This is a genomic window from Comamonas trifloxystrobinivorans, from assembly GCF_043359985.1.
GTDB classification, from domain to species: domain Bacteria; phylum Pseudomonadota; class Gammaproteobacteria; order Burkholderiales; family Burkholderiaceae_C; genus Comamonas; species Comamonas trifloxystrobinivorans.
In genome coordinates, this window is record NZ_JBHZGV010000021.1 from 33,750 (window position 1) to 54,321 (window position 20,572).

Sequence of the window (20,572 nt, forward strand, 5' to 3'; positions counted from 1 at the left end):
AGCTAGCTTCGCCACTACGCTTACGCCCTACTGAAACCCGTGATGGAGCAATTTTTCAGTTCGCACGCACCAACAGCACTACCGCACGCGCTTCCATGGCTGCGCCTTGGCCTACCGGGCCCATCTTCTCTGCCGTCTTGGCTTTCACGTTGACCTGGCTTTCTTCAATGCCCAAGGCCTTGGCAATGCAGGCTCGCATGCCGGGGATGTGCGGCGCCAGCTTGGGCGCTTGCGCGATGACGGTGCTGTCCACATTGTTCACCTGCCAGCCTTGCTGCGCCACACGACGCATGGCTTCGGCCAACAGCACGGCAGAGTTGGCACCGCGAAACTCGGCAGCCGTATCCGGGAAGTGCGTGCCGATATCGCCCAGCCCGGCCGCGCCCACCAGCGCGTCGGTAATCGCGTGCAGCAACACATCGGCATCCGAGTGGCCGAGCAAACCCGTGCTGTGCGGAATGGTGACGCCGCCAATGACCAGATCACGCCCGGGCACCAGCGCATGAATATCCCAACCCTCACCAATCCGCATCGCCAACATCTGCCAATCCTTTGTAACTTCTGTCTGTCGTCATTTCAAGAAATATGCCCAGGCCTCAGGCGCCAAACAGCGCCGCCACCTGGCTTTCGCCGGCGGCCATGCGCTGCTGCAGCAAGGCTTCGGCCAGCGCAAAATCGTCCGGGTAGGTGACCTTGAAGTTGAAGCTGCTTCCCACCACCAGGCGCGGCTGCAGGCCCACCGATTCAATGGCGCTGGCCTCGTCCGTCACGTCCTGGCACTGCGCCAGCGCATCGAGCAAGTGGCCAATGCGGAACATCTGCGGCGTCTGCGCCAGCCATTTGTCCACGCGCGGCAAGGTGCTGCTGACGCGGCTTTGGCCATGCGCATCGGTGGCCGCCGCCTTCAAGGTATCCGGCAGCGGCAAGGCCAAGAGGCCGCCCACGGCGTCGGCCGAACATTCGTCCATCAGCTGCTCGATCTGGCTGGGCTTGATCAGGCAACGCGCCGCATCGTGCACCAGCACCCAGTCGTGCGCCTGCGCGCCCTGGGCCAGCAGGCTGCGCAAGCCGCCCGCCACCGTATCCGCACGCGTTGGCCCGCCGCAAGGGCTGACCGAGAAACCCGGCCGCACATGGCGCTGCAAAAAGTCGTCCTCCGCGCTCACGCCCACCACCACGCCCGACAGCGGTTTGACGGCCAGAAAAGCCGCCAGCGTATGCAACACCAAAGGCCAGCCTGCCACTTGCTGGTATTGCTTGGGCACGTGCGCCGGGCGCGATGCGTCCACCGCTCGTGCGCCCACGCCAGCGCAAGGCAAAAAGGCCCAAAAGCGGGCCACCACCTCTTCCTGCAGCTCGCCCACGGCTTGCGTGGCGGTGCCCGCATCGGCCGTGACGGGCGCTGTCTGCACGGCGGGTGCAGGCGCGGGCGTGCCGGGTGCCAGGGGCACAGTGGGGATCAAATCATTGCGAACAGGCTGGTTCATGCCGGTATTTTAGAATGCAGACAACGCACGGGGCCCGAACGGGCTTTCCGTGCTTTTGCTGTTTTTTCCGCCGCAGCCCGGCATTTGCTACGGCGCCTGCCCGGCCCGCTGAACCTATGGAACTCCCCAAACTCACCGCTGGTAAACGCTTTCAGTCCCCCATGCCGCCCGGCAGCGCCGATGCCCTGCTGCTGGCGCGCCTGGCCGAGCGCGAGGCCGCCGGCCAGCGGGTGACGGCCATCGTCACCGCCGACGCCAGCGACGCGCGCCGCCTGCAGGACGAAATGGCCTTCTTCGCGCCCGAGCTGCGCACCGCCCTGTTCCCCGACTGGGAAACCCTGCCCTACGACACCTTCTCGCCGCACCAGGATTTGATCAGCGAGCGCTTGGCCGCGCTGTGGCGCATCAGCCAGGGTGAGGCCGATGTGGTGCTGATCCCCGCCACCACCGCGCTCTACCGCCTGGCGCCGCCCGCGTTTTTGGCCGGCTACACCTTCGCTTTCGAGGCCGGGCAAAAGCTGGACGAAGCCAAGCTCAAGGCCCAACTCACGCTGGCGGGCTACAACCATGTCTCGCAAGTGGTCAGCCACGGCGAGTATTCGGTGCGCGGCGGCCTGATCGATCTGTTCCCCATGGGCTCGCTGGTGCCTTACCGCGTGGACCTTTTCGACGATGAGATCGACTCCATCCGCACCTTCGACCCCGACACCCAGCGCAGCCTCTACCCGGTCAAACAAGTGCGCTTGCTGCCCGGTCGCGAGTTCCCGATGGACGACGATGCGCGCGCCCATTTCCGCAACAAATGGCGCGAGCTGCTTGAGGGCGATCCCACCAAGAGCCGCATCTACAAAGACATGGGCAACGGCGTGGCCACCGCCGGTATCGAGTACTACCTGCCGCTGTTTTTTGACAGCACGGCCACCGTGTTCGACTACCTGGGCGCCAACGCCACCCTGGTGCTGCACGGCGATGTGGAACCCGCCTTCCAGCGCTTTTGGCAGGACACCAAAGACCGCTACCGCCTGGTGCAAGGCGATCCGGAGCGCCCCGCGCTGCCGCCTGAAACCCTATTCCTGACGGCCGACCAGTTCTACACCACAGCCAAGGAAACCGCGCAGTTCGCACTGCGCCCGCAGGTAGAAGATGTAGAGCACAGCGCCGTTTTCCAAAAGCTGGGCGATCTGGCCGTGGTGCGAGGCGCCGAAGACCCGCTGGCTAAGCTGCAGCAGCACATTGCCAGCGGCCAGGCGCGCACCTTGCTGCTGGCCGAGAGCGATGGCCGGCGCGAGAGCCTGCTCGACTTCTTCCGCGCCAGCGGCCTGAACCCGCCCGCTTTCGATTCGCTGGCCGAGTTCCAGCAAACCACTGAAGAGCGCGTCGGCATTGCCACGGCCGCGCTGGCCAGCGGCTTCCGCTGGGCCGAGCAAGGCATTGACTTTGTCACCGAGACTGAGCTGTTCGCCGCCACCGGCAGCACACGCCGCCGCCGCAGGCAAGAGCAGGCCAGCGATGTAGAGGCGCTGATCAAAGACCTGTCCGAGCTGAAAGTGGGCGACCCGGTGGTCCACGCCCAGCACGGCATTGGCCGCTACCACGGCCTGATCAACATGGACGTGGGCCAGAAAAACCCCGATGGCTCGCCCGCCATGCAAGAGTTTTTGCACCTGGAATACGCCGACGACGCGGTGCTCTACGTACCCGTCAGCCAGCTTGCCCAGATCAGCCGCTACACCGGCGTCTCTGCCGACGAAGCACCGCTGCACAAGCTGGGCAGCGGCCAGTGGGAAAAAGCCAAACGCAAGGCGGCCGAGCAGGTGCGCGACACCGCTGCCGAGCTGCTCAACATCTACGCCCGCCGCGCCGCCCGCGAAGGCCATGCCTTCCGCTATAGCCCGCAGGATTACGAGCAGTTCGCCAACGACTTCGGCTTTGAAGAAACCGCCGACCAGCGCGCCGCCATCCACGCGGTGATCCAGGACATGATCTCGCCGCGCCCGATGGACCGCCTGGTCTGTGGCGACGTGGGCTTTGGCAAAACCGAGGTCGCCCTGCGCGCCGCTTTTGTGGCGGTCACTGGAGGCAAACAAGTCGCCTTGCTGGCGCCCACCACCTTGCTGGCCGAGCAGCACTACCAGACGCTGGCCGACCGCTTCTCCAAATGGCCGATCAAGGTAGCGCTGGTCTCGCGCTTTCGATCGGGCAAAGAGGTCAACACCACCATCAAAGGGCTGGACGACGGCACGGTCGACATCGTGGTGGGCACGCACAAGCTGCTGAGCGAGAAAACCCAGTTCAAAAACCTGGGCCTGCTCATCATCGACGAAGAACACCGCTTTGGCGTGCGCCACAAAGAGGCGATGAAAGCCATGCGCGCCGAGGTCGATGTGCTCACGCTCACGGCCACGCCCATCCCGCGCACCATGGGCATGGCGCTGGACGGTTTGCGTGACCTCTCCGTCATCGCCACGGCGCCGCAGCGCCGTCTGGCGATCAAGACTTTTGTGCGCAACGAAGGCACGGGCGTGATCCGCGAAGCCGTGCTGCGGGAGTTGAAGCGCGGCGGCCAGATCTACTTTCTGCACAACGAGGTGGAAACCATCGAGAACCGCCGTCAGAAGCTGGAAGAAATCTTGCCCGAGGCCCGCATTGCCGTGGCCCACGGCCAGATGCCCGAGCGCGAGCTCGAACGCGTGATGCGCGACTTTGTGGCGCAGCGCTACAACATTCTGCTGTGCTCGACGATCATCGAAACCGGTATCGACGTGCCCAGCGCCAACACCATCATCATCAGCCGTGCCGACAAGTTTGGCCTGGCCCAGCTGCACCAGCTGCGCGGCCGCGTGGGCCGCAGCTACCACCAAGCCTATGCGTATTTGATGGTGCCCGATATGGAAGGCCTTACCAAGCAGGCCGCGCAGCGCCTGGAAGCCATCCAGCAGATGGAAGAGCTGGGCAGCGGCTTCTACCTGGCCATGCACGATCTGGAAATCCGCGGCGCCGGCGAAGTGCTGGGCGACAACCAGAGCGGCAACATGATGGAGATCGGCTACCAGCTCTACAACGAAATGTTGAGCGAAGCTGTGCGCAGCCTGAAGAACGGCAAAGAGCCCGATCTGCTCGCACCCATGGCCGCCACCACCGACATCAACCTGCACGCCCCTGCCCTGCTGCCCAACGATTACTGCGGCGATGTGCACCTGCGCCTGTCGTTCTACAAAAAGCTGGCCACTGCCAAGACCAGCGAGCAGATCGATCTGCTGCTGGAAGAAATTGTGGACCGCTTTGGCAAGCTGCCCGCACAGGCGCAAACCCTGGTCGATGTGCACCGCCTGCGCGTGCTGTGCGAGCCGTTCGGTGTGCAAAAGGTCGATGCGGCGCCCGGCGTCATCAACATCAGCTTCCACGCCAACCCGCCGATCGACCCGATGACCATCATCAGCCTGATCCAGAAGAACAAGGCCATCAAACTGGCCGGCAACGACAAGCTGCGCATCGAGCGCGCCCTGCCCGAGGTGAAAGACCGCGTGCAAATGGTGCGCGACGTGGTGCGCAGCCTGGGCAAGCCGCTGGTGGCGGAGGCAGTTACCGCCTGAGCGCAGGCGGCCAGATCAGCGGGCTGAATTGCTTCGCTGATCTGCTGCTTCGCTTTGGTGCACCCCATTCACCAGCGCCATCCTGGCGTGCGCGGCGGCAGCGCTGAGCGGCATACGCTGAATGCTGCGCCTGCGCCATCAACGTCTGCCCTAGTGCACACCCATGGCACAAGACTTGCATCATCTTCCCCAAGCCCGTGCTGTGTGCGGGCCAGTACGACGGTCAAAACAACCATCAGGGGAACTCCATGCTCAACCGACGCCGCTTTTCCAGCGCTGCCCTGGCAGCCATCAGCCCGGGTTTTGCCTTGCCTGCGCTGGCGCAGGACGCCTATCCCAGCCGCCCCATCAAAGTCATCGTGGCGCTGCCCGCTGGCGGCAGTGCGGACATGATTGCCCGCATCATCGGGCAGAAGATGGCCGAGCAACTGGGCCAGCCCGTGGTGATCGACAACAAGGCCGGCGGCTCGGGGCAGATCGGCATGCCGCAGGTTGCTCGCGCAGCGCCCGACGGCTACACCCTCACCATCTCGCCGGCCTCGTTTCTGACCACCAACAAAAGCATCTTCAAATCGCTGCCCTACGACCCGGAAGCCGATTTTGTGCCCATCACCAAACTGGTCAACCAACCGATGGTGCTGGTCGCCAAGGACAAGCAAAAGTACCCCAACGTGGCCGCCGTACTGGCAGCGGCCAAGGCTGCGCCGGGCAAGCTCACCTATGCCTCCTCGGGCGACGGCAGCCCGCAACACCTGGCCGCACTGATGTTCTGTACCCGCACCCGCACCGACTTGCTGCACGTGCCCTACAAAGGTGGCGCTCCCGCAGTCAATGACACGCTGGCAGGCAATGTCGACCTGCTGTTTGCCGTGCTGCCCGAGGCACTGCCCCATGTGCAATCGGGCAAGCTGCATGCGCTGGCGGTCATGAGCGCGCAGCGCGCGCCCAGCCTGCCGCAAACCCCCACCATGGCCGAAAGCGGCTTGTCGGACATGACGCTGTCGGCCTGGGTCGGCCTGCTCGCCCCTGCCCGCACGCCCCAGCCGGTTATCGACAAGCTGCAACAGGCAGCGCACGCGGCGCTCGACAGCGAGGTCAAAGCCAAGCTCGGCGCCAATGGCATGGAGCTGGCGCCTAGCACGTCCGCCGAGCTGCGCCAGACCATTGCCCAGGAAATCCAGCTCCACGCCCAGCTGACCCAGGCCGCCGGGCTGGTGCCGCAGTGACCCCTGCGCCAGTGCAGCAGGGGAAAAGCACGGGGGATTGGACGGATAATGCGCAGCTGTTGCCGGTGCACCGTATCGGTATGATTTGCGACTACTGACGTCCTTCCCCTCCAAGATCACCATGACCGCCACTCCCGCCATCGAAATCAAAGGCCAGCTCCCATCCACCCTGCTCAGCGACTACAAGCTGATCGCCTTTGACATGGATTCGACCCTGATCACCATCGAGTGCATCGACGAGATTGCCGACATCACCGGCAAAAAGGCCGAGGTCGCAGCCATCACCGAAGCAGCGATGCGTGGCGAGATTGCCGATTACAAAGAAAGCCTGCGCCAGCGCATGGCCTTGCTGCAAGGCGTGCCTATGGCCGATATCGAGCGCGTGCTGCAAGAGCGCCTGCAACTGACCCCAGGCGCCAAGACTTTGGTGGACGCTGCGCACGCCGCCGGCCTGAAGGTACTGCTGGTATCGGGCGGCTTCACTTTCTTTGCCAACCACGTGAAAAGCCTGTTGGGCATTGATTTTGTGCGCGCCAATATTTTTGACGTGCAAGACGGCAAGCTCACCGGCGCGCTGGTCGAGCAAAGCTGGGGCGATATTTGCGACGGCGAGGAAAAGCGCCGTACCGTGCTGGGCCTGGCGTCGCTGATGGGCATCTCGCCCGAGCAAGTGATTGCCGTGGGCGACGGCAGCAACGATTTGCCGATGATGCGCGAAGTGGGCCTGTCCGTGGCATACCACGCCAAGCCCCGCGTGCGTGCAGAGGCCAAAGTGGCCATCAACCAAGGTGGCTTGGACCGCTTGCTGGAAGTGCTGTCGTAAGCGCGCAGCGTTAACTGCCAGCGCCTGGCGGGCGACCCTCGGTCCCGCCACCAACCGGACCCAGCATGGCTGCAAACCTGCTGGGTTTTGTTTTGTTGATTGGCGGAGCTGCTTGATTCCGGGCTCGCCCCGACAGCTACAAAAAAGCCCACGGGCACAAGCGCGTGGGCGGTGGCTGTAGTGGTAGCGGCTGGGCACAGCGCCCAGCGAGCCCATTACTTGGCGGCAGCGCGGGCGGCGTCCGCCTTGGCCTTGGCTTCGTCGGCCTTCTTTTGCAGCTCGGCAGCTTCGGCTTCGGCCTTTTTGGCTTCGGCTTCCTTGGCGGCGGCCTCTTCCTTGGCCTTGTCGCCGCCACCCAGAGCACCCGCCATGGCGCTACCGGCCATGGTGCCGGCCACTGCGCCCACGGCGGCTGCGCCCATGGTGCCCATCATGCTGGAGCCACCGCTGGCGGCGGGAGCTGCGGCAGCCGGTGCAGCGGCTGCTGGCGCTGCTGCTGCAGGGGCGGTGTTGGCAGCTGGCGTAGCAGGCGTTGCGGGCTTGGCGGCCGTGTTGGCTGCAGGAGTGGCAGGAGCGGCCGGAGCAGCCTTTTGCGTGACAGCGGGGCGCGACTTGCTGCCCATGCGCTTGGCGTGGGCCATGCCGGGCAGTACCAGGCCGGCCACGGTCAGGGCGATCACAGAAGCAGAGGTGCGAAAAGAAGTGTTCACAGCGAGAAATCCAATAACAAAGAGTCCCGGCAGTTGACGGGCTGCGGCTGCAGCCTGCAAGGTGCCGACCAGGGACAGATGGGAATGCCGCCGCCGATTTCAAGGGCCCGGAGGGCCTGGCGGTGGCGCTGGCTACGCATTGCTTATTGGTTCTGAGAGCGCAGTGTGTGGGGCATTGTAGGGCATGGCCGGCGCGGAAAAACACGGTTCTTTGGCTCAGCAGAGAAGGCAAAAGTGGGACGGGCCGTATGCAAACAACGCCAGCATAGGCATTGCATCTGGCTTTGCCGTCCCACTCGCATTCCACAGGAATCCATGATGCATTAGAAAAAAGCGCCCGCCTGGAAGCCAGGCGGGCGCAAAGTGCAAGGCCTTTCGGCTTATTGCACACCCAATGTCATCGACGAGGTGGCACGGTTGCCCACCGCAATGGCGGCCGAGCGGTTGCCCGAAACACTGACATTGTTGGTGTTCACGCTGCCATTGGCGGTGATGGCGCTGTTGACCGTGGCGGTGACGTCGCCGGTGTTCACCTGGGTGTTGGTGAGCGAGGCACTGGCCATCAGCTGGCCGGGCAAGGCCGACACGTTGACCTGGTTCTCCGCGTTGTTGCCCACGGCCGTAGCGCTGGCGATGTTGCCGCTCAGGTTCAGCGCAGAGCCACGCGAGTCACCGGTAGCGTTCAGCGAGGTGCGGGCGGTGACTGCGCCGGTATTGAGCTGGTTGTTGTCCAGCCCGGTCATGCCGTTGAGGGCAGTGCCAGCGCTGATTTGCAGGTTGTTCAGCGAGGTGTTGCCGGCGGCTACCGAGGTGGCCAGGTTGCCGCTGATGGTGATGTTGCCGTCCAACTTGCTGGCTGCCCCTGCGGGGATCGACAGGCTGGTGCTGGAGTTGACTCCGCCATTGTTGGTCTGCGCATTGCCCAGGCCTGCCGTCACGTCGCTGGCTTGGGTGCCAGCACTCAGCGTGAGCTGGTTGTTGGCCACATTGGCGCGGGCCATGCTGGTGGCTTGGTTGTTGCTGACCGTGGTGTTGCCACTGGGGTCGGCGGCAGTGCTGCTACCGGTGAGGATGTTCATCTCCGTCTGGGCGCTGGTGTTGCCGTTGGCGGTTTGCTCGCTGAGCAGCAGACCCAGTGGCACGCCATTGACGGCGCTGACCGCTTTCAGCTCCACGCTGTTGCTGGCCTGGTTTTGGCTGGCGTTGGCGCTGAACACGTTGTTGCTGATGACGACCTCGTTGCCATTGGCACGCACGGTGTCAGTGCCTGCGGTGGTTTTGCCCGTCATGCCCAGGTTGACCAGGGTGAGCGCGCTGGCATCGCCTTTGTTGACGGTTTGCTGGTTTTGCAGAATGGCCATTGAGTTGTCGATGCTGCTGCCGCTCATTTGCACCTGGTTGCTGGCCTGGTTGACGATGGCTTCAGCCGCCCCTTGGTTGCCCGAGATGGCCAGGCTGCCACCACTGGCGCTGTCGGCCTGCAAACCGATATGCATAGGGAATGGTGCAGGTGCCGGGCTGACGGGCACCATGTTGGCCACCGTGGCCGATACATTGCCGGCTTCATGCGTTTGACCGTTGAATACGCCTGCGCCAACGTCGCTCAACTGGCTGCCTTGGACGCTAGCCTGGTTAGTAGCGCTTTGGCTGCTGGCACTGGCGGCAAACTGGTTGCCGCTAACGACCAGGGCTGCATCGCTGGCGCTGGTAGCGCTGGCACCGACCATGGCTGCGCCGGCAGTGGCGGCCACTTTGCCCCTGGTGTGGGTTTGGCTGCTCTCCACCACGGCAAACGACGGATCGACCGTGCCAGAGGCTGTGAGTGCGGCCTTGTTATTGGCCGAGGTGCCGGTTGCATTGGCGCTGACGAGGTTGTCGTTCACGGTAACGCTGCCGCCGCTCAGGCTGGTGGAGCTGCTGCCGATGCGGTTGACCGAGGCATCGGCGGTGACCGGGCCTTTCTTGTGCGTTTGCTCGTTGCTGACCTGGGCACCGCTGTCGATGATCTGGCTGGCGCTGAGCAAGCTTTGGTTGCTGGCCGCCGAGCCTTGGGCCTGGGCTTGCACCTGGTTGCCACTGACCACGGTGGTGTCGCCGGTGCTGGCGTTGGTTTGTACACCCAGGTTGTTCACGCTGGCACTGGCTTTGACGCCGCTGCCGTTGTAGACCTGCTTCGAGTTGGTGGCTGCATTCAGGCCGCTAATCTCACCTGCAGCAGTAGCGCTGCTCAGGTTGCTGCCTGCATTGCCGCTGGCTTGGGCGGCGACGGTGTTGGCGTTGACGGTGTAGGCATTGCCAGAGGAATCGTCCTTGCTGTTGCTGATGCTCAGCGTGCCAACGGTGCTGGAGGCATTGACTGCGCCACGGCTGCGCTGGTCCGAATCAACGGCCAAGCCCGCGCCTGCGGTCTGGCTGATGTCGCCGCTCGATTGCAAAACCAAGGCATTGCTTTGCTGGTTGCCGCCAGCGCTGGAGAGCACGCTGTTGCCGTTGACGCTGAGTTTGCTGTCGGTCATGGCGCGGTTGGGCGTGCCCGTGATTTGGGTGCCGAGCGCGTCGACATGGCTGGAGGCGCTGACATCGCCCACCTGGCGTTGTTTGACATCGCTCTTGGCGTCGGCTGCCAGGGTGATGCCGCTGCCGCTGATGCCAATGCCCGCCTGGGTTTCGTTGCCTTGGGCGCTGGCGCTGACCTGGTTGTCTGCGACGTTCAGGCTCAGGTGGTCAAAAGCGTTGTTGGGATTGTTGGCTTGGGCCTGGTTCAGACGGATGCCGACCTGGCTTTGGTTGGTGCTGGCGCTGACCGGGGCAGATGCGGTGACTCGCTGCTTCACCGAGGTGCTGACTGGTGTGCTGACATCGACATTGTTGTCGTTGCTGATGCGCATGGTGCCAACGCTGGTGTTGCCCGTGGCTTCGGCGCCGGCCGTGTTGTTGCTGACGCTCAGGCTGCCGCCATCGTGGTTGCCTTGCACGTTGTTGGCGTTGACGCCGATGGCGCCATTGGTGTTGGCGCTGACGGCACCGCTTACACGCTGCGCAATGTCTATCGTTGGCGAGCTCAAGGGCTGGTTGTCAATGGTCAGGGTGGCGTTTGCGCCGGTGGCCAGTTCGTGCAAATTGCTGGTTGCCGAGGAGGTTACCGACGTGGTGTTGACCGTGCCGTTGTTGGGGAAGTGGGTCAGGCTGACCGCAGTGCTATCAGTGGCGCCTACAACGCCGCTGTTGTTTTGGGTGACGGGCGCTGATTGCTGCGCCAGTGCCACGCCAGAGCTGGCGGCCAGCAAAGCGGCCGCAGCGGCCAGGGGAGCCAGGCGTGCCCGGCGGAAAGTGGTTGGGTGCTTGTTGGACATGACTGTCTCCTCGTCGAAGATGGAAAAGTAAAAACAGGCGTTATTTGGGTGTGGATGCTTGCAAGGCCCGCCTTGGAAGCGCTGCAAGCTATGAATGCGGTAGGTAGCGAAGCGCTTTACGGTGTGATCTGCAGACGGGCCAGCAGGCGGTAGCCCGCGCCGTAGCGGTGCACGCTGTTGTCGCCGGGCGTGGGGCGCCAGGTCAGGCGTACCTGGTCGGGCGGCACGCCTTGCTGGGCCAGCGCGGTGCGCAGGGTTTGCAGGCGTTGGTCGGTGAGCTCGTCGCGGCGCGCCGGGTTCTGGTCGTTCTCGTTTTCGCGGGCCAGCAAGACCATGCGCACACCTTGGCCAGCCCGCAGGCGGGTGGCCACGGTTTCGGCCGTGGTGGCCGATTGCTGGGCAATGCGGGTGTTGTTCTCTTCGAAAACCACGTCCAGCGATGTCATGGAGCTGGTGGCTTTCTCGGGCAGCGGCTGCGGGTTGCTGCTGGCCACTGGCTGGGTGCCGGCAGCGGCCGCTGCGGCAGGCGCTGCCGCCGCTGCTGGGGCCGGGCTGGCCGGTGCCGGCTCAGTGGTGGCCACAGCTTTGTCTGCTTTGCCGGCTTTGTCGGCATCGGTGCAAGGCTGGCTGGGGGTTTGGGTGACGGTGCTGATCAGCTCCAGCACACCTTGCTCCAGCGTGGTGCGCACGCCCAGTTGCACGGGCTCCAGGTCTTTGCTGCCGGCATTGATGTCGAACAGGTTGCTGCCAAAGAAGCGGAACACGCCAGCCCCGATCTCGCGCCCGACAATCTGCTTTTGCAGGCTGACGGCGCGCACCACGCGCAGGGTCTTGGTTTCGACAATGCGCAGGTCGGCGCCCACGTTCATGGTGAACACGCGGTAGCGCGGGCCGATCTGGTTGACCTGGGCTTCGATGCCGCTCGATTGGATGTTGTAGTTCACCTCGGTCAGGCCACCGATGATGTAGTAGTCGGACCGCAAGATGGAGCCGCCGTAGTACGGCAGCCAGGGCACGGAGCGCTGGCCTTTGTCGTCGCTCAGCGCGTGCGAGTTGCCGTCGCCCAGTTGGCGGCGGTCGGTATAGGCCAGCTCCAGCTCGGCCACGCGGGTGTCGAAACGCTCGCGCACATCAATGGCGCCGCCCAATTTACCCAGGGCCGAATACACCATCAGCGCACCGCCTTGGGTGACCACATTGCCGTCGCCTTGCGAGTATTTACCGGTGTAGTCTTTGATGTCGCCAACGGCGATAGACAGCGGCGCCTTGCCGTTGAGCTTGCCTGCAATGCGGTGCGAGAGGCAGGCCAGAGCGCTGTCGATCGGCGTGCCGTTGTAGCGCGGGCTGGGGCCTTGCATGACGGGGGCTTCGTCCTCGGCCACCTGCACTTGCTGGTAGGTGGGCAAGGCGCAGCCGCTCAGCAGCAGAGCGCCGGCCAGGGCCGAGAGCGGCAGCGCTTTGCCGCGGGCAGCCGAGCGGGCAACGGGTTGGGCTGCGGTGAAGTGTTGGTTGGGGGTGTGCATGATCTTCTCCGCCGGCTTAGTTGAGGGCACCGGATGCGAAGCTGCAGCCCGTGCTGCCGCTGACGCTGGTGGTTTGGTGGCCGCTGTTGTTCTGGGCGACCTGCATGTCTTGCTGGCCGTTGGCGTGATCGCTGTTGATCGGCGCGGTGGTGGTGGTGGACGGGCTGCCGCTCACACCGCTGCTGATGGTGCCGGTATTACTTTGGTTGTTGCTGGCGGTGTTGCCGCCGCGGCCCAGGTTGTCGCTGCTCTGGTTGGCGCTGCCGGTGCTGCTGGCGCTGGTGCCCGAGCTGGCATTGGTTTGCGGCGAGGCAACGCTGTTGGCCTGGTCGGTGGAGCTGCTGTTGCCGGCCGAGGTGGGCTGGAAGTTGCAGTTGATCTGGCGGTCGATATTGGTGATGTAGGTACTCTTGAACGAGTCGTAGTAGCCGCCTTTTTTCTTTTCGACCAGGTCATTGACCAGGGCGCGGTTGGCGCGGTCGGCACTGGTCTGGAACTGCCAGGGCACGGATTCGCCAAGCCAGCCTTGGGCACCGGCTTGGGTGGTGGCTGCCAGCAGGGCGGCGGCGGCCAGGGTAATGGTGGTAGTTTTCATGTCGTCCTCGCGTTTGGGTGGTTCCGCTGTTCATGGGTCAAACTGTGGAGAGCGACGGCACTGACCCCATGGCACCAATGCCTTCGCATGGGGGAATGTTCTTTTTTTGGTGAACAATCGTAAATAGTTCAGATGTACTAGTTTGGCGACCCAAAAATGCGCTAATTGCGGTGCTTTTCGGCCTTTGAATTTGTTAATTTTTTATTCTTGTTCAATGGCTTGCACTTATTCCCTGCTGTTCGCCGAGCGCTCCAAAACGCCGAAAATGCGCGCTTAGTACAAATGCACTATTGGTGGCGAACGTAATTGGATGTAAGGTTGCGACCTAGGTATGGACTAGCCAAATGACCAAGAAGAATGAAAGGAAGGTGGGGCCATGACATTGCCGTTGCCATCGTTGGTGCTGGTGGATGACCACCCGCTGTTTCGCCAAGGCCTGCGCATGATGCTCTCCACCAGTGACATGGTGCAGGCCAACATCCACGAGGCCAGTTCCGTGGCCGAAGCGGTAGCGCTGCAATGCTGGGCAGACTTGGTGCTGCTCGACATCAGCATGCCGGGCTGCGACGGCCTGGCCGGCATTGGCCAGGTGCGCAAACGCTGGCCCAAGGCCTATGTGGTGATGCTCTCGGGCCACGACCACCCAGAGCTGATGAAAGATGCGGTGCGCCAGGGCGCCTCAGGCTTCATGTCCAAAGCCTTGCAACCCGATGCCATTTGCACCCAGGTGCAGCACTGGCTGGTGCGCAGCCAGGGCACGGAGCCGGCGGCGCGCAGCAAACCTGCCGCACAGTTTTTGGCACCGTCCCTGCCCGCTGGCGAAGAAGAATTGCCGGTGCGCCAGTACGAGGTGCTGAAGATGCTGGCCAAGGGTTACAGCAACAAAGCCATCGCCAAGCACTTTGGTCTGAGCGAGCACACCATCCGTAACCAGGTGGCAGCGGTATTGAAACACCTGGGTGCCGATACCCGCACCCAGGCCGTGATGAAGGCGCAGCGCAGCGGCATTTTGCCGGCCATGCCGATCGAATAAGCAGAGCCACTAACTAGTGAGAAGACTATGCCCACCAAGTATCTGAGTTGGAGGCAACGTTGCCTGTGGCTGTGCAGTTGCTTGTGCTTGCTGGCCTTGTGGGCCTGGGCCACGCCGGCTGCAGCGGCCGACCGTTTGCGCATCGGTATTCAGCTGGAGCCGGCGTCTTTCGACATCACCACCACCAGCGCGGCCACGGCCAGCGAGGTGACGTATGTGAACATCTTCGAAGGGCTGACCTATCTCGACGGCATGGGCGAGCTCAAGCCACGCCTGGCGCTGGACTGGAGCGTCAGCAAAAACGGCAAGGTGGTGGATTTCAATTTGCGCCGCAATGTCACTTACCACGATGGCAAGCCGTTCAATGCCAACACGGCGGTGTTCAGCCTGCAGCGCCTGCTCAAGATGAGCAACACCAACGCTTACCTGGAATGGTTTGACAAGATCGAATCGGTAGAGGCACTGGACGAATACCGCCTGCGCATCCGCCTGAGCGACCCGGATGCGCTGCTGCCCTACGCCTTGGCCATGCCCGGCGCGGTGATGGTGCACCCCGAAACGGCGCAGAGCAATGCCACTGTTCCCATCGGCACCGGGCCTTATCGCATGGGCGAATGGAAGCGCGGCAAATCGATTGAGCTGCTGCGCAATGACAGCTGGTGGGGCACCAGCAAGCCAGCCATTCCCAAGGCGGAATTTCTTTTCATGTCGACCTCGTCCGAGACCGAGAACATGCTGGCCGAAGGCCGCATCGATGCACTCAGCTCAGTGACGCGCTTGACCGCTTCTTTTCTGGCGCGCACCGACTACCAGATGGCCACACGCGGCGTAGAAGGCAAGCTGATACTGGCCATGAACAATGCCCGCCCGCCGCTCAACGATCTGCGCGTGCGCCGTGCCATCAGCCATGCGGTAGACCGTGCACGCTATTCCGATATCTACGGGCCCTCGATCAAGGTCTTGCCGGTGGGCAGCCACTTCTCGCCCACGCACCCGGCCTATATCGATCTGACCGGCCGCTACCCCTACGACCCGGCACAATCCAAAGCCTTGCTGGCCCAGGCCAAGGTGGCAGCAGGCACGGTGTTGCGTCTGGCCGTACCGCCCACCGACTATGGCCGCTATGGCAGCGTGATCGTGGCCTCGCAGCTGGAGGCAATTGGCTTCAAGGTGGAGATCGAGGTGATGGACTGGCCCACCTGGCTCGACCGCGTGATGAAGCGCAAAGATTACGACATCAGCCTGATCATGCATGTGGAGCCCATGGACATGGGCATCTACGCGCGCAACGATTACTACTTCAACTACAACAACCGCGTCTTCAAAAAGATCTGGGAAAAAGTGCGTGGTTCTTCGTCGCAGCAAGAGCTCAACGACTGGTTGAAGCAGGCCCAAAAACAGCTGGCCGAAGATGCGGTCAACGTCTTTTTGGTGGTGCGGCCCGAGCGCAATTTTGTGCGCAAGGGCTTGCTGGGCATGTGGACCCATTGCCCGATCCCCACGGTGGCACTGGAAGACCTGCGCTGGCAGGCAGGAGCGCAGCCGGCCTCATGACAAGGAACAAATAGCCCATGGCACCACCCAGTGCATTCCGGGCAAGGCTGGCCCAGTCGGTGCTGCAGTCTGGCCGCCGCCCGTCGGTCACCTCGCGCATCTTGCTGATGCTGGCGATCTTGGTGGTCGGCATCGTGATTGTGTTCGTGCTCACCATGCAAGGCTTGCGCCGCACCAACCTGGCCTTGCAGCAGCTGGCCAATGTGGAGATGGAGCAGCTGATCAGCAGCACCCGCGTCATGCAGCAAAGCGAGATGATCGGCAGCTACGCACGCCTGGTGGCCATTACCAGCAACAGCGGCGAGCGCCGCCTCAACATGATGGAGCTGACCGACCGCATGGGCTGGCTCGACAAGCTGCTGCGCGATATGGCGCAGAGCCAGGGCGGTGAAGAGGTTGACGCGCTGATGCAAGACAAGCGCGATGCACTGCGTGCCAACGTGCAACAGCTGAGCAAGGCCATCTTTGAGCCCACGCGCTACAACCCGCAGGAGCGCGAGATTCTGCAGCTCGTGGCTGAGAACCAGATGCTGGCCACCGACATGTCGCTGCTGGCCAGCCGCACGGCAGCCGATATCCGGCGCCAGCTCAACGAGCGCAGCCTGCAGCTGTCCAACGACGTGGCGGTGCAGCAAACGCGCCTGAACTGGCTGGTGGCCGTTTTGCTGCTGGGCGTGCTGGCGGCCGGTTTGTACATGGATGCCTCGGTCTCGCGCCGCATCGTGGCCTTGCAGCGCGAAGTGCGCGACGACGAGTTTGGCGGCATCCACGCCGCGCCCAATTTGCCGGGCGACGAGATCGACCAACTCGGCCGCGCCATTGCCTCGTACAAAAAGCACCTGAGCGACCACACCCGTTCGGCGCAACACGCGGTGCGCGCCAAGAACCGCTTTTTGGCCGGCGCCAGCCACGATCTGCGCCAGCCCGTGCAGGCGCTCAACCTGTTTCTCGAAACCCTGCGCGGCTCGGGCCTGAACCCGCAACAAGCCGGTGTGCTGGAGCATGCACGCGCAGCGCTCGCGGCCAGCCGCGAAATGCTCGACACCTTGATGGACTACTCGCGCATCGAAGCCGGCGTGCTCGACGCCAAGTTCCAACCGGTGGCAATTGCCGGCTTGCTGCGCCGGCTGGAGAAAGAATTTGGCCCGCAGGCCGATGCCAAGGGCCTGGTGTTCCGCGTGCGCGACAGCGAAGACTGGGTGTTCACCGATCCGGCGCTGCTGTTCATGCTGCTGCGCAACCTGGTCTCCAACGCCTTGCGCTACACCGAGCATGGCGGTGTGTTGCTGGGCGTGCGCAAGCGCGGCATGCAGCGCTGCATTGAAGTGTGGGACACAGGCATCGGCATTGCTCCGGCCAACCACGAGCTGATTTTTCAGGAATTCCGCCAGGTAGGCGAAGACCACAACACCGGTGGCAAGGGCCTGGGCCTGGGGCTGGCGATTGTGCGCGAGCTGGCCGACATCATCAACGTGCGCGTCAGCCTGCAATCGCGCGTGGGCGCGGGCAGCGTGTTCCGCGTGGCCCTGGTGGCCGAAGAGGCACCGGCCGGCGGCTACGGACTGGTATCAGGCCTGTGGGAAGAGACGGACGACGGCGAATATTCGTCACTCGAAGGCTTGCGGGTGCTGGTGGTGGACGACGAGCCATTGGTGCGCGTCGGCCTGACCAGCATGCTGGAGCAATGGCAATGCCATGTGGTGAGCGCCGCCACCGTGGGCCAGGTGCAGCGCGTGCTGGCCCGGGCGCAAGAAAGCGATGCCGAGGCTTTTGACGTGGTGCTGACCGATCTGCGCCTGTCTGCCACCGAAGACGGCAGCATGGTGGTCATGGCCGTGCGCAACGCCATTGCCCACCACACGCCTTGGCAGCAGCAGTTGCCACACTACATTATTTTGACCGGCGACACCGCGCCCGAGCGGCTGCAGATGGCAAGCAGCCTGGGCGCCACGCTCATGCACAAACCCATAGACCCGCGCACCCTGCACAACCTGCTCAGCCGCGAGCTGCATTTGCGGCGCGATTTGGAAGAGTTCATGCAAACGCTGCCGGCAAGCGGGCTGGGCCAATTGGGCTAAGTTGTTGCTTGCCACAGGGGCGGTGGCATGCGGTACGCGGCTTGCGGCATGCAAGCAAGCCGCAGCACGCCGCAGCCCCCTCAATGAAAATCGCTCTCCAACTGGTGCCGTATTGCACCAACCACCACCGTATTGGCGTCATGAATCTCAAACAGCGCCACATACCCCGATCCGCCAAAGCTGATGATCAGCTCTCGCAAAAAAGGGCTGCTGCCGGCTTTGCGGCAGCTAAAAGGGCTGTGCCGCAAAAAGCTGCACGCGTTCTGGATCGACTCCAGGGCACGGCTCGCAATAGATAAATCGCCCGTGGGGCTTGCCAGCTCGCGCTCCAGAATATGGTCGAACAGGCGCTCCAGATCTTCAGCCGCTTGCGGGCTGAAGACCACTTGGTAAGGCTTCATGCGCGCTGCTTGGCTGCGTCAAGCTTGGCCTGCAGTTTGGCGACCAAGGCTTCCGCCGGGATGCCATCGCCGCTGGTAACGGTTCGCTCAATCGCTGCCAGGCCGCGGTGCATGAACTCCGCCTGCGCTTGGCGGCGCCTGACTTCGTTGCGTACAGCGGTTTCGACCAGCGAGGCCAGGCTTTCGTTGTGCGCCAAAGCCTGCTCCATCTCCTGACGCAAAACCGGCTCAACGCGGACGGGGGGAATGGTGGCGGATTTCATGCCCAAATTGTATTGCATTTGCAATGCAAAGAGTCATGCGGGCGCGGAGTGTTTGGTATCTGCGCCCTCTAACTCAGTGGCAAAAAGCGCTGGCTTAACGCTCAGCCGAAGCTGCCTTGGCCTTGGCCTTGTCGTTGGCCTGCTCCAGCAGCTCGCTGGCGTTGGCAATCATCACGCCCACGGCTTCCATCAAACCCATGCGCAGGTTGTCGCCCAACACCATGGCGGTATTGCTGCAATCGTCGCCGGTTTCGGAAATCAGAATGCGGTTGACTGCGTCCATGCCGCGCAGGCTGCGGGCGAGGTGGGCCGCTTGGTGGCTTTGCAGTTGCACGGGGCGGGTAAAGCCTGCGGCTTCGCTGTCGCGGGCGGCTTGGTGCAGGTTGAGTGGCGTGCAGTCGTCTCGTTGTGAGTCGTTCATTGCGCACCTCCTGCTTTCTGCAAGAGGTGGTGGCAAAGCAAGCTAAGGGACAGGCTGGCGCTGCGGTGAGGGTGGCCCATTGGTTTCATGGTTCCATGCTCCATAGTGAAAAGCCTCGCTTTCGAGGAGGCCACACCGCTTTGAATTTGGTGTTTTGAAGCACCAGCCCTTTTACGGAGGGCTGGGCAAATTATGGCATGGCGCTTGGCGCCGCGCCCATCAGTTGCGCTGTTGCTGCGCCAACGCAGCGCGCAAAGGCTGGAGCAGCTCGCTCAGGCCGTTGTGGTCTATCTCGTGCATCAAGGCCAGCAGGCGCCCCAGATCGCCTTTGGGAAAGCCTTCGCGGGCAAACCAGTTGAGGTAGTTGCCCGGCAGATCGGCAATGGCGCAGCCCTGGTGTTTGCCAAAAGGCATGGTGGTGGTGAGCAGGCGCAAGAGCTGCGCAGGGTCAAAAGCGGGGGCGGATTCCATGGCGCCCAGCATAGCGCCAGCCAACTGCGGTTATTTGTTATAAAAACCACAATCCTTATAACCAAATATCGTTTTATTCTTTGAATGCCGGCTTTTTTGGCGCTAGACTTGGCACCCATCTTGGTTCAGTCCCATCAAGAAACATTGTCATCCTTTGCCGGGCTGGTCTTTTTACGATTGCAAAACACCATGTTGAAGAAAACCCTTTCCGCTTTGGCCATTGCTGCGCTGGCCGTTTCTGCACAAGCTGCCGACGTTGTGCTCAAGGTGGCAGCCACGCCCGTGCCCCACGCCGAGATTCTGAATTTCGTCAAGCCCCAGCTCAAGGCGCAAGGCGTGGATCTGCAGGTCAAGGAGTTCAGCGATTACGTGCAGCCCAACGCCGCCGTGGAAGACAAGCAGCTCGACGCCAACTTCTTCCAGCACCAGCCTTACCTGGACAGCTACAACAAAGACCGCAAGAGCAGCCTGGTGGCCATGCCCAACGGCAAGGTGCACGTGGAGCCCTTTGGCGCTTATTCCAGCAAGATCAAAAACATCAAGGACTTGAAGGACGGCGCCACCATTGCCATCCCCAACGACCCGTCGAACGGCGGCCGCGCCCTGCTGCTGCTGCAAAAGCATGGCCTGATCGAGCTCAAAGACGCCACCAAGCTGACTTCGACCCCGCTCGACCTTGCCAAGAACCCCAAGAAGCTGAAGTTCAAGGAGCTGGAAGCGCCTTTGCTGCCCCGCGCCCTGGGTGACGTGGATCTGGCCCTGATCAACACCAACTACGCCATCGAAGCCAAGCTGAACCCGACCAAGGACGCGCTGTTCATCGAAGGCTCGGATTCGCCCTACACCAACATCGTCGCCGCCCGCGCCGACCGCGCCAACGACGAGAGCATTGCCAAGCTGACCAAGGCTTTGCACAGCGAAGATGTGAAGAAGTTCATCTTGGAAAAGTACAAGGGCGCCGTGGTTCCTGCGAACTGATTCGCCCGCAACCAGCCACTGACGGCGACATTCCAGCGTTGCTCGTAAAGGAATGCGCCGTCG

Annotated in this window: 17 protein-coding genes; 7 read left to right on the top strand and 10 right to left on the bottom strand. The window is 62.9% G+C overall.

The window, feature by feature from the left end; genetic code table 11:
* Positions 1 to 55 precede the first annotated feature (55 nt).
* Entirely contained in the window at positions 56 to 541 is a 486-nt protein-coding gene (gene ispF, locus ACFIQF_RS21295; protein ID WP_393945651.1) for a 2-C-methyl-D-erythritol 2,4-cyclodiphosphate synthase, read from the bottom strand.
* Between the two features lie 55 nt (positions 542 to 596).
* Positions 597 to 1,487, bottom strand: a complete 891-nt coding sequence (locus ACFIQF_RS21300; RefSeq protein WP_393945652.1) for an IspD/TarI family cytidylyltransferase — start codon at positions 1,485 to 1,487, stop codon at positions 597 to 599.
* 116 nt (positions 1,488 to 1,603) lie between these two features.
* Here ACFIQF_RS21300 and mfd point away from each other — a divergent pair, with 116 nt between their 5' ends.
* The 3 genes from mfd to serB all read left to right on the top strand — a co-directional run bounded on the left by mfd (position 1,604) and on the right by serB (position 7,129).
* Complete coding sequence (gene mfd, locus ACFIQF_RS21305) at positions 1,604 to 5,080, top strand: transcription-repair coupling factor (protein ID WP_393945653.1); 3,477 nt, start codon at positions 1,604 to 1,606, stop codon at positions 5,078 to 5,080.
* A gap of 248 nt (positions 5,081 to 5,328) precedes the next feature.
* Positions 5,329 to 6,306, top strand: coding sequence for a Bug family tripartite tricarboxylate transporter substrate binding protein (locus tag ACFIQF_RS21310; protein WP_393945654.1), 978 nt, complete (start codon positions 5,329 to 5,331; stop codon positions 6,304 to 6,306).
* A 121-nt stretch (positions 6,307 to 6,427) separates the two neighbouring features.
* On the top strand, positions 6,428 to 7,129 hold the full coding sequence (serB, locus tag ACFIQF_RS21315; protein ID WP_393945655.1) for a phosphoserine phosphatase SerB: 702 nt from the start codon (positions 6,428 to 6,430) through the stop codon (positions 7,127 to 7,129).
* A 215-nt stretch (positions 7,130 to 7,344) separates the two neighbouring features.
* Here the strand turns inward: serB and ACFIQF_RS21320 are convergent, their stop codons facing one another.
* From ACFIQF_RS21320 to ACFIQF_RS21335, 4 genes are all read right to left on the bottom strand, one after another.
* The gene (locus ACFIQF_RS21320) at positions 7,345 to 7,839 is read right to left on the bottom strand and encodes an ABC transporter substrate-binding protein (RefSeq protein ID WP_393945656.1); all 495 of its coding nucleotides are present in this window, start codon (positions 7,837 to 7,839) and stop codon (positions 7,345 to 7,347) included.
* Positions 7,840 to 8,219: 380 nt separating this feature from the next.
* A complete protein-coding gene (locus ACFIQF_RS21325; RefSeq protein ID WP_393945657.1) occupies positions 8,220 to 11,192 on the bottom strand; it encodes a beta strand repeat-containing protein in 2,973 nt (990 codons plus the stop codon).
* A 116-nt stretch (positions 11,193 to 11,308) separates the two neighbouring features.
* The gene (locus ACFIQF_RS21330; RefSeq protein ID WP_393945658.1) at positions 11,309 to 12,715 is read right to left on the bottom strand and encodes a CsgG/HfaB family protein; all 1,407 of its coding nucleotides are present in this window, start codon (positions 12,713 to 12,715) and stop codon (positions 11,309 to 11,311) included.
* Positions 12,716 to 12,731: 16 nt separating this feature from the next.
* Complete coding sequence (locus ACFIQF_RS21335) at positions 12,732 to 13,310, bottom strand: hypothetical protein (RefSeq protein WP_393945659.1); 579 nt, start codon at positions 13,308 to 13,310, stop codon at positions 12,732 to 12,734.
* Between the two features lie 376 nt (positions 13,311 to 13,686).
* On the opposite strand from ACFIQF_RS21335, the gene ACFIQF_RS21340 reads away from it, so the two are divergent.
* From ACFIQF_RS21340 to ACFIQF_RS21350, 3 genes are all read left to right on the top strand, one after another.
* On the top strand, positions 13,687 to 14,343 hold the full coding sequence (locus ACFIQF_RS21340; RefSeq protein WP_393945660.1) for a response regulator transcription factor: 657 nt from the start codon (positions 13,687 to 13,689) through the stop codon (positions 14,341 to 14,343).
* Between the two features lie 87 nt (positions 14,344 to 14,430).
* On the top strand, positions 14,431 to 15,897 hold the full coding sequence (locus ACFIQF_RS21345) for an ABC transporter substrate-binding protein (protein WP_393945661.1): 1,467 nt from the start codon (positions 14,431 to 14,433) through the stop codon (positions 15,895 to 15,897).
* A 17-nt stretch (positions 15,898 to 15,914) separates the two neighbouring features.
* Complete coding sequence (locus ACFIQF_RS21350) at positions 15,915 to 17,975, top strand: ATP-binding response regulator (protein ID WP_393945662.1); 2,061 nt, start codon at positions 15,915 to 15,917, stop codon at positions 17,973 to 17,975.
* Between the two features lie 80 nt (positions 17,976 to 18,055).
* Here the strand turns inward: ACFIQF_RS21350 and ACFIQF_RS21355 are convergent, their stop codons facing one another.
* From ACFIQF_RS21355 to ACFIQF_RS21370, 4 genes are all read right to left on the bottom strand, one after another.
* Positions 18,056 to 18,376 (bottom strand): type II toxin-antitoxin system RelE/ParE family toxin, encoded by a 321-nt coding sequence (locus tag ACFIQF_RS21355; protein ID WP_393945663.1) that lies wholly within the window; start codon positions 18,374 to 18,376, stop codon positions 18,056 to 18,058.
* Positions 18,373 to 18,657, bottom strand: coding sequence for a YlcI/YnfO family protein (locus ACFIQF_RS21360; protein ID WP_393945664.1), 285 nt, complete (start codon positions 18,655 to 18,657; stop codon positions 18,373 to 18,375). Before ACFIQF_RS21360 ends, ACFIQF_RS21355 begins: the two co-directional genes overlap by 4 nt.
* 76 nt (positions 18,658 to 18,733) lie before the next feature.
* A complete protein-coding gene (locus ACFIQF_RS21365) occupies positions 18,734 to 19,060 on the bottom strand; it encodes a hypothetical protein (protein WP_393945665.1) in 327 nt (108 codons plus the stop codon).
* Positions 19,061 to 19,279: 219 nt separating this feature from the next.
* Entirely contained in the window at positions 19,280 to 19,531 is a 252-nt protein-coding gene (locus ACFIQF_RS21370; protein WP_393945666.1) for a DUF3820 family protein, read from the bottom strand.
* A 189-nt stretch (positions 19,532 to 19,720) separates the two neighbouring features.
* Here ACFIQF_RS21370 and ACFIQF_RS21375 point away from each other — a divergent pair, with 189 nt between their 5' ends.
* Complete coding sequence (locus ACFIQF_RS21375) at positions 19,721 to 20,509, top strand: MetQ/NlpA family ABC transporter substrate-binding protein (protein ID WP_393945667.1); 789 nt, start codon at positions 19,721 to 19,723, stop codon at positions 20,507 to 20,509.
* Positions 20,510 to 20,572: the final 63 nt, after the last annotated feature.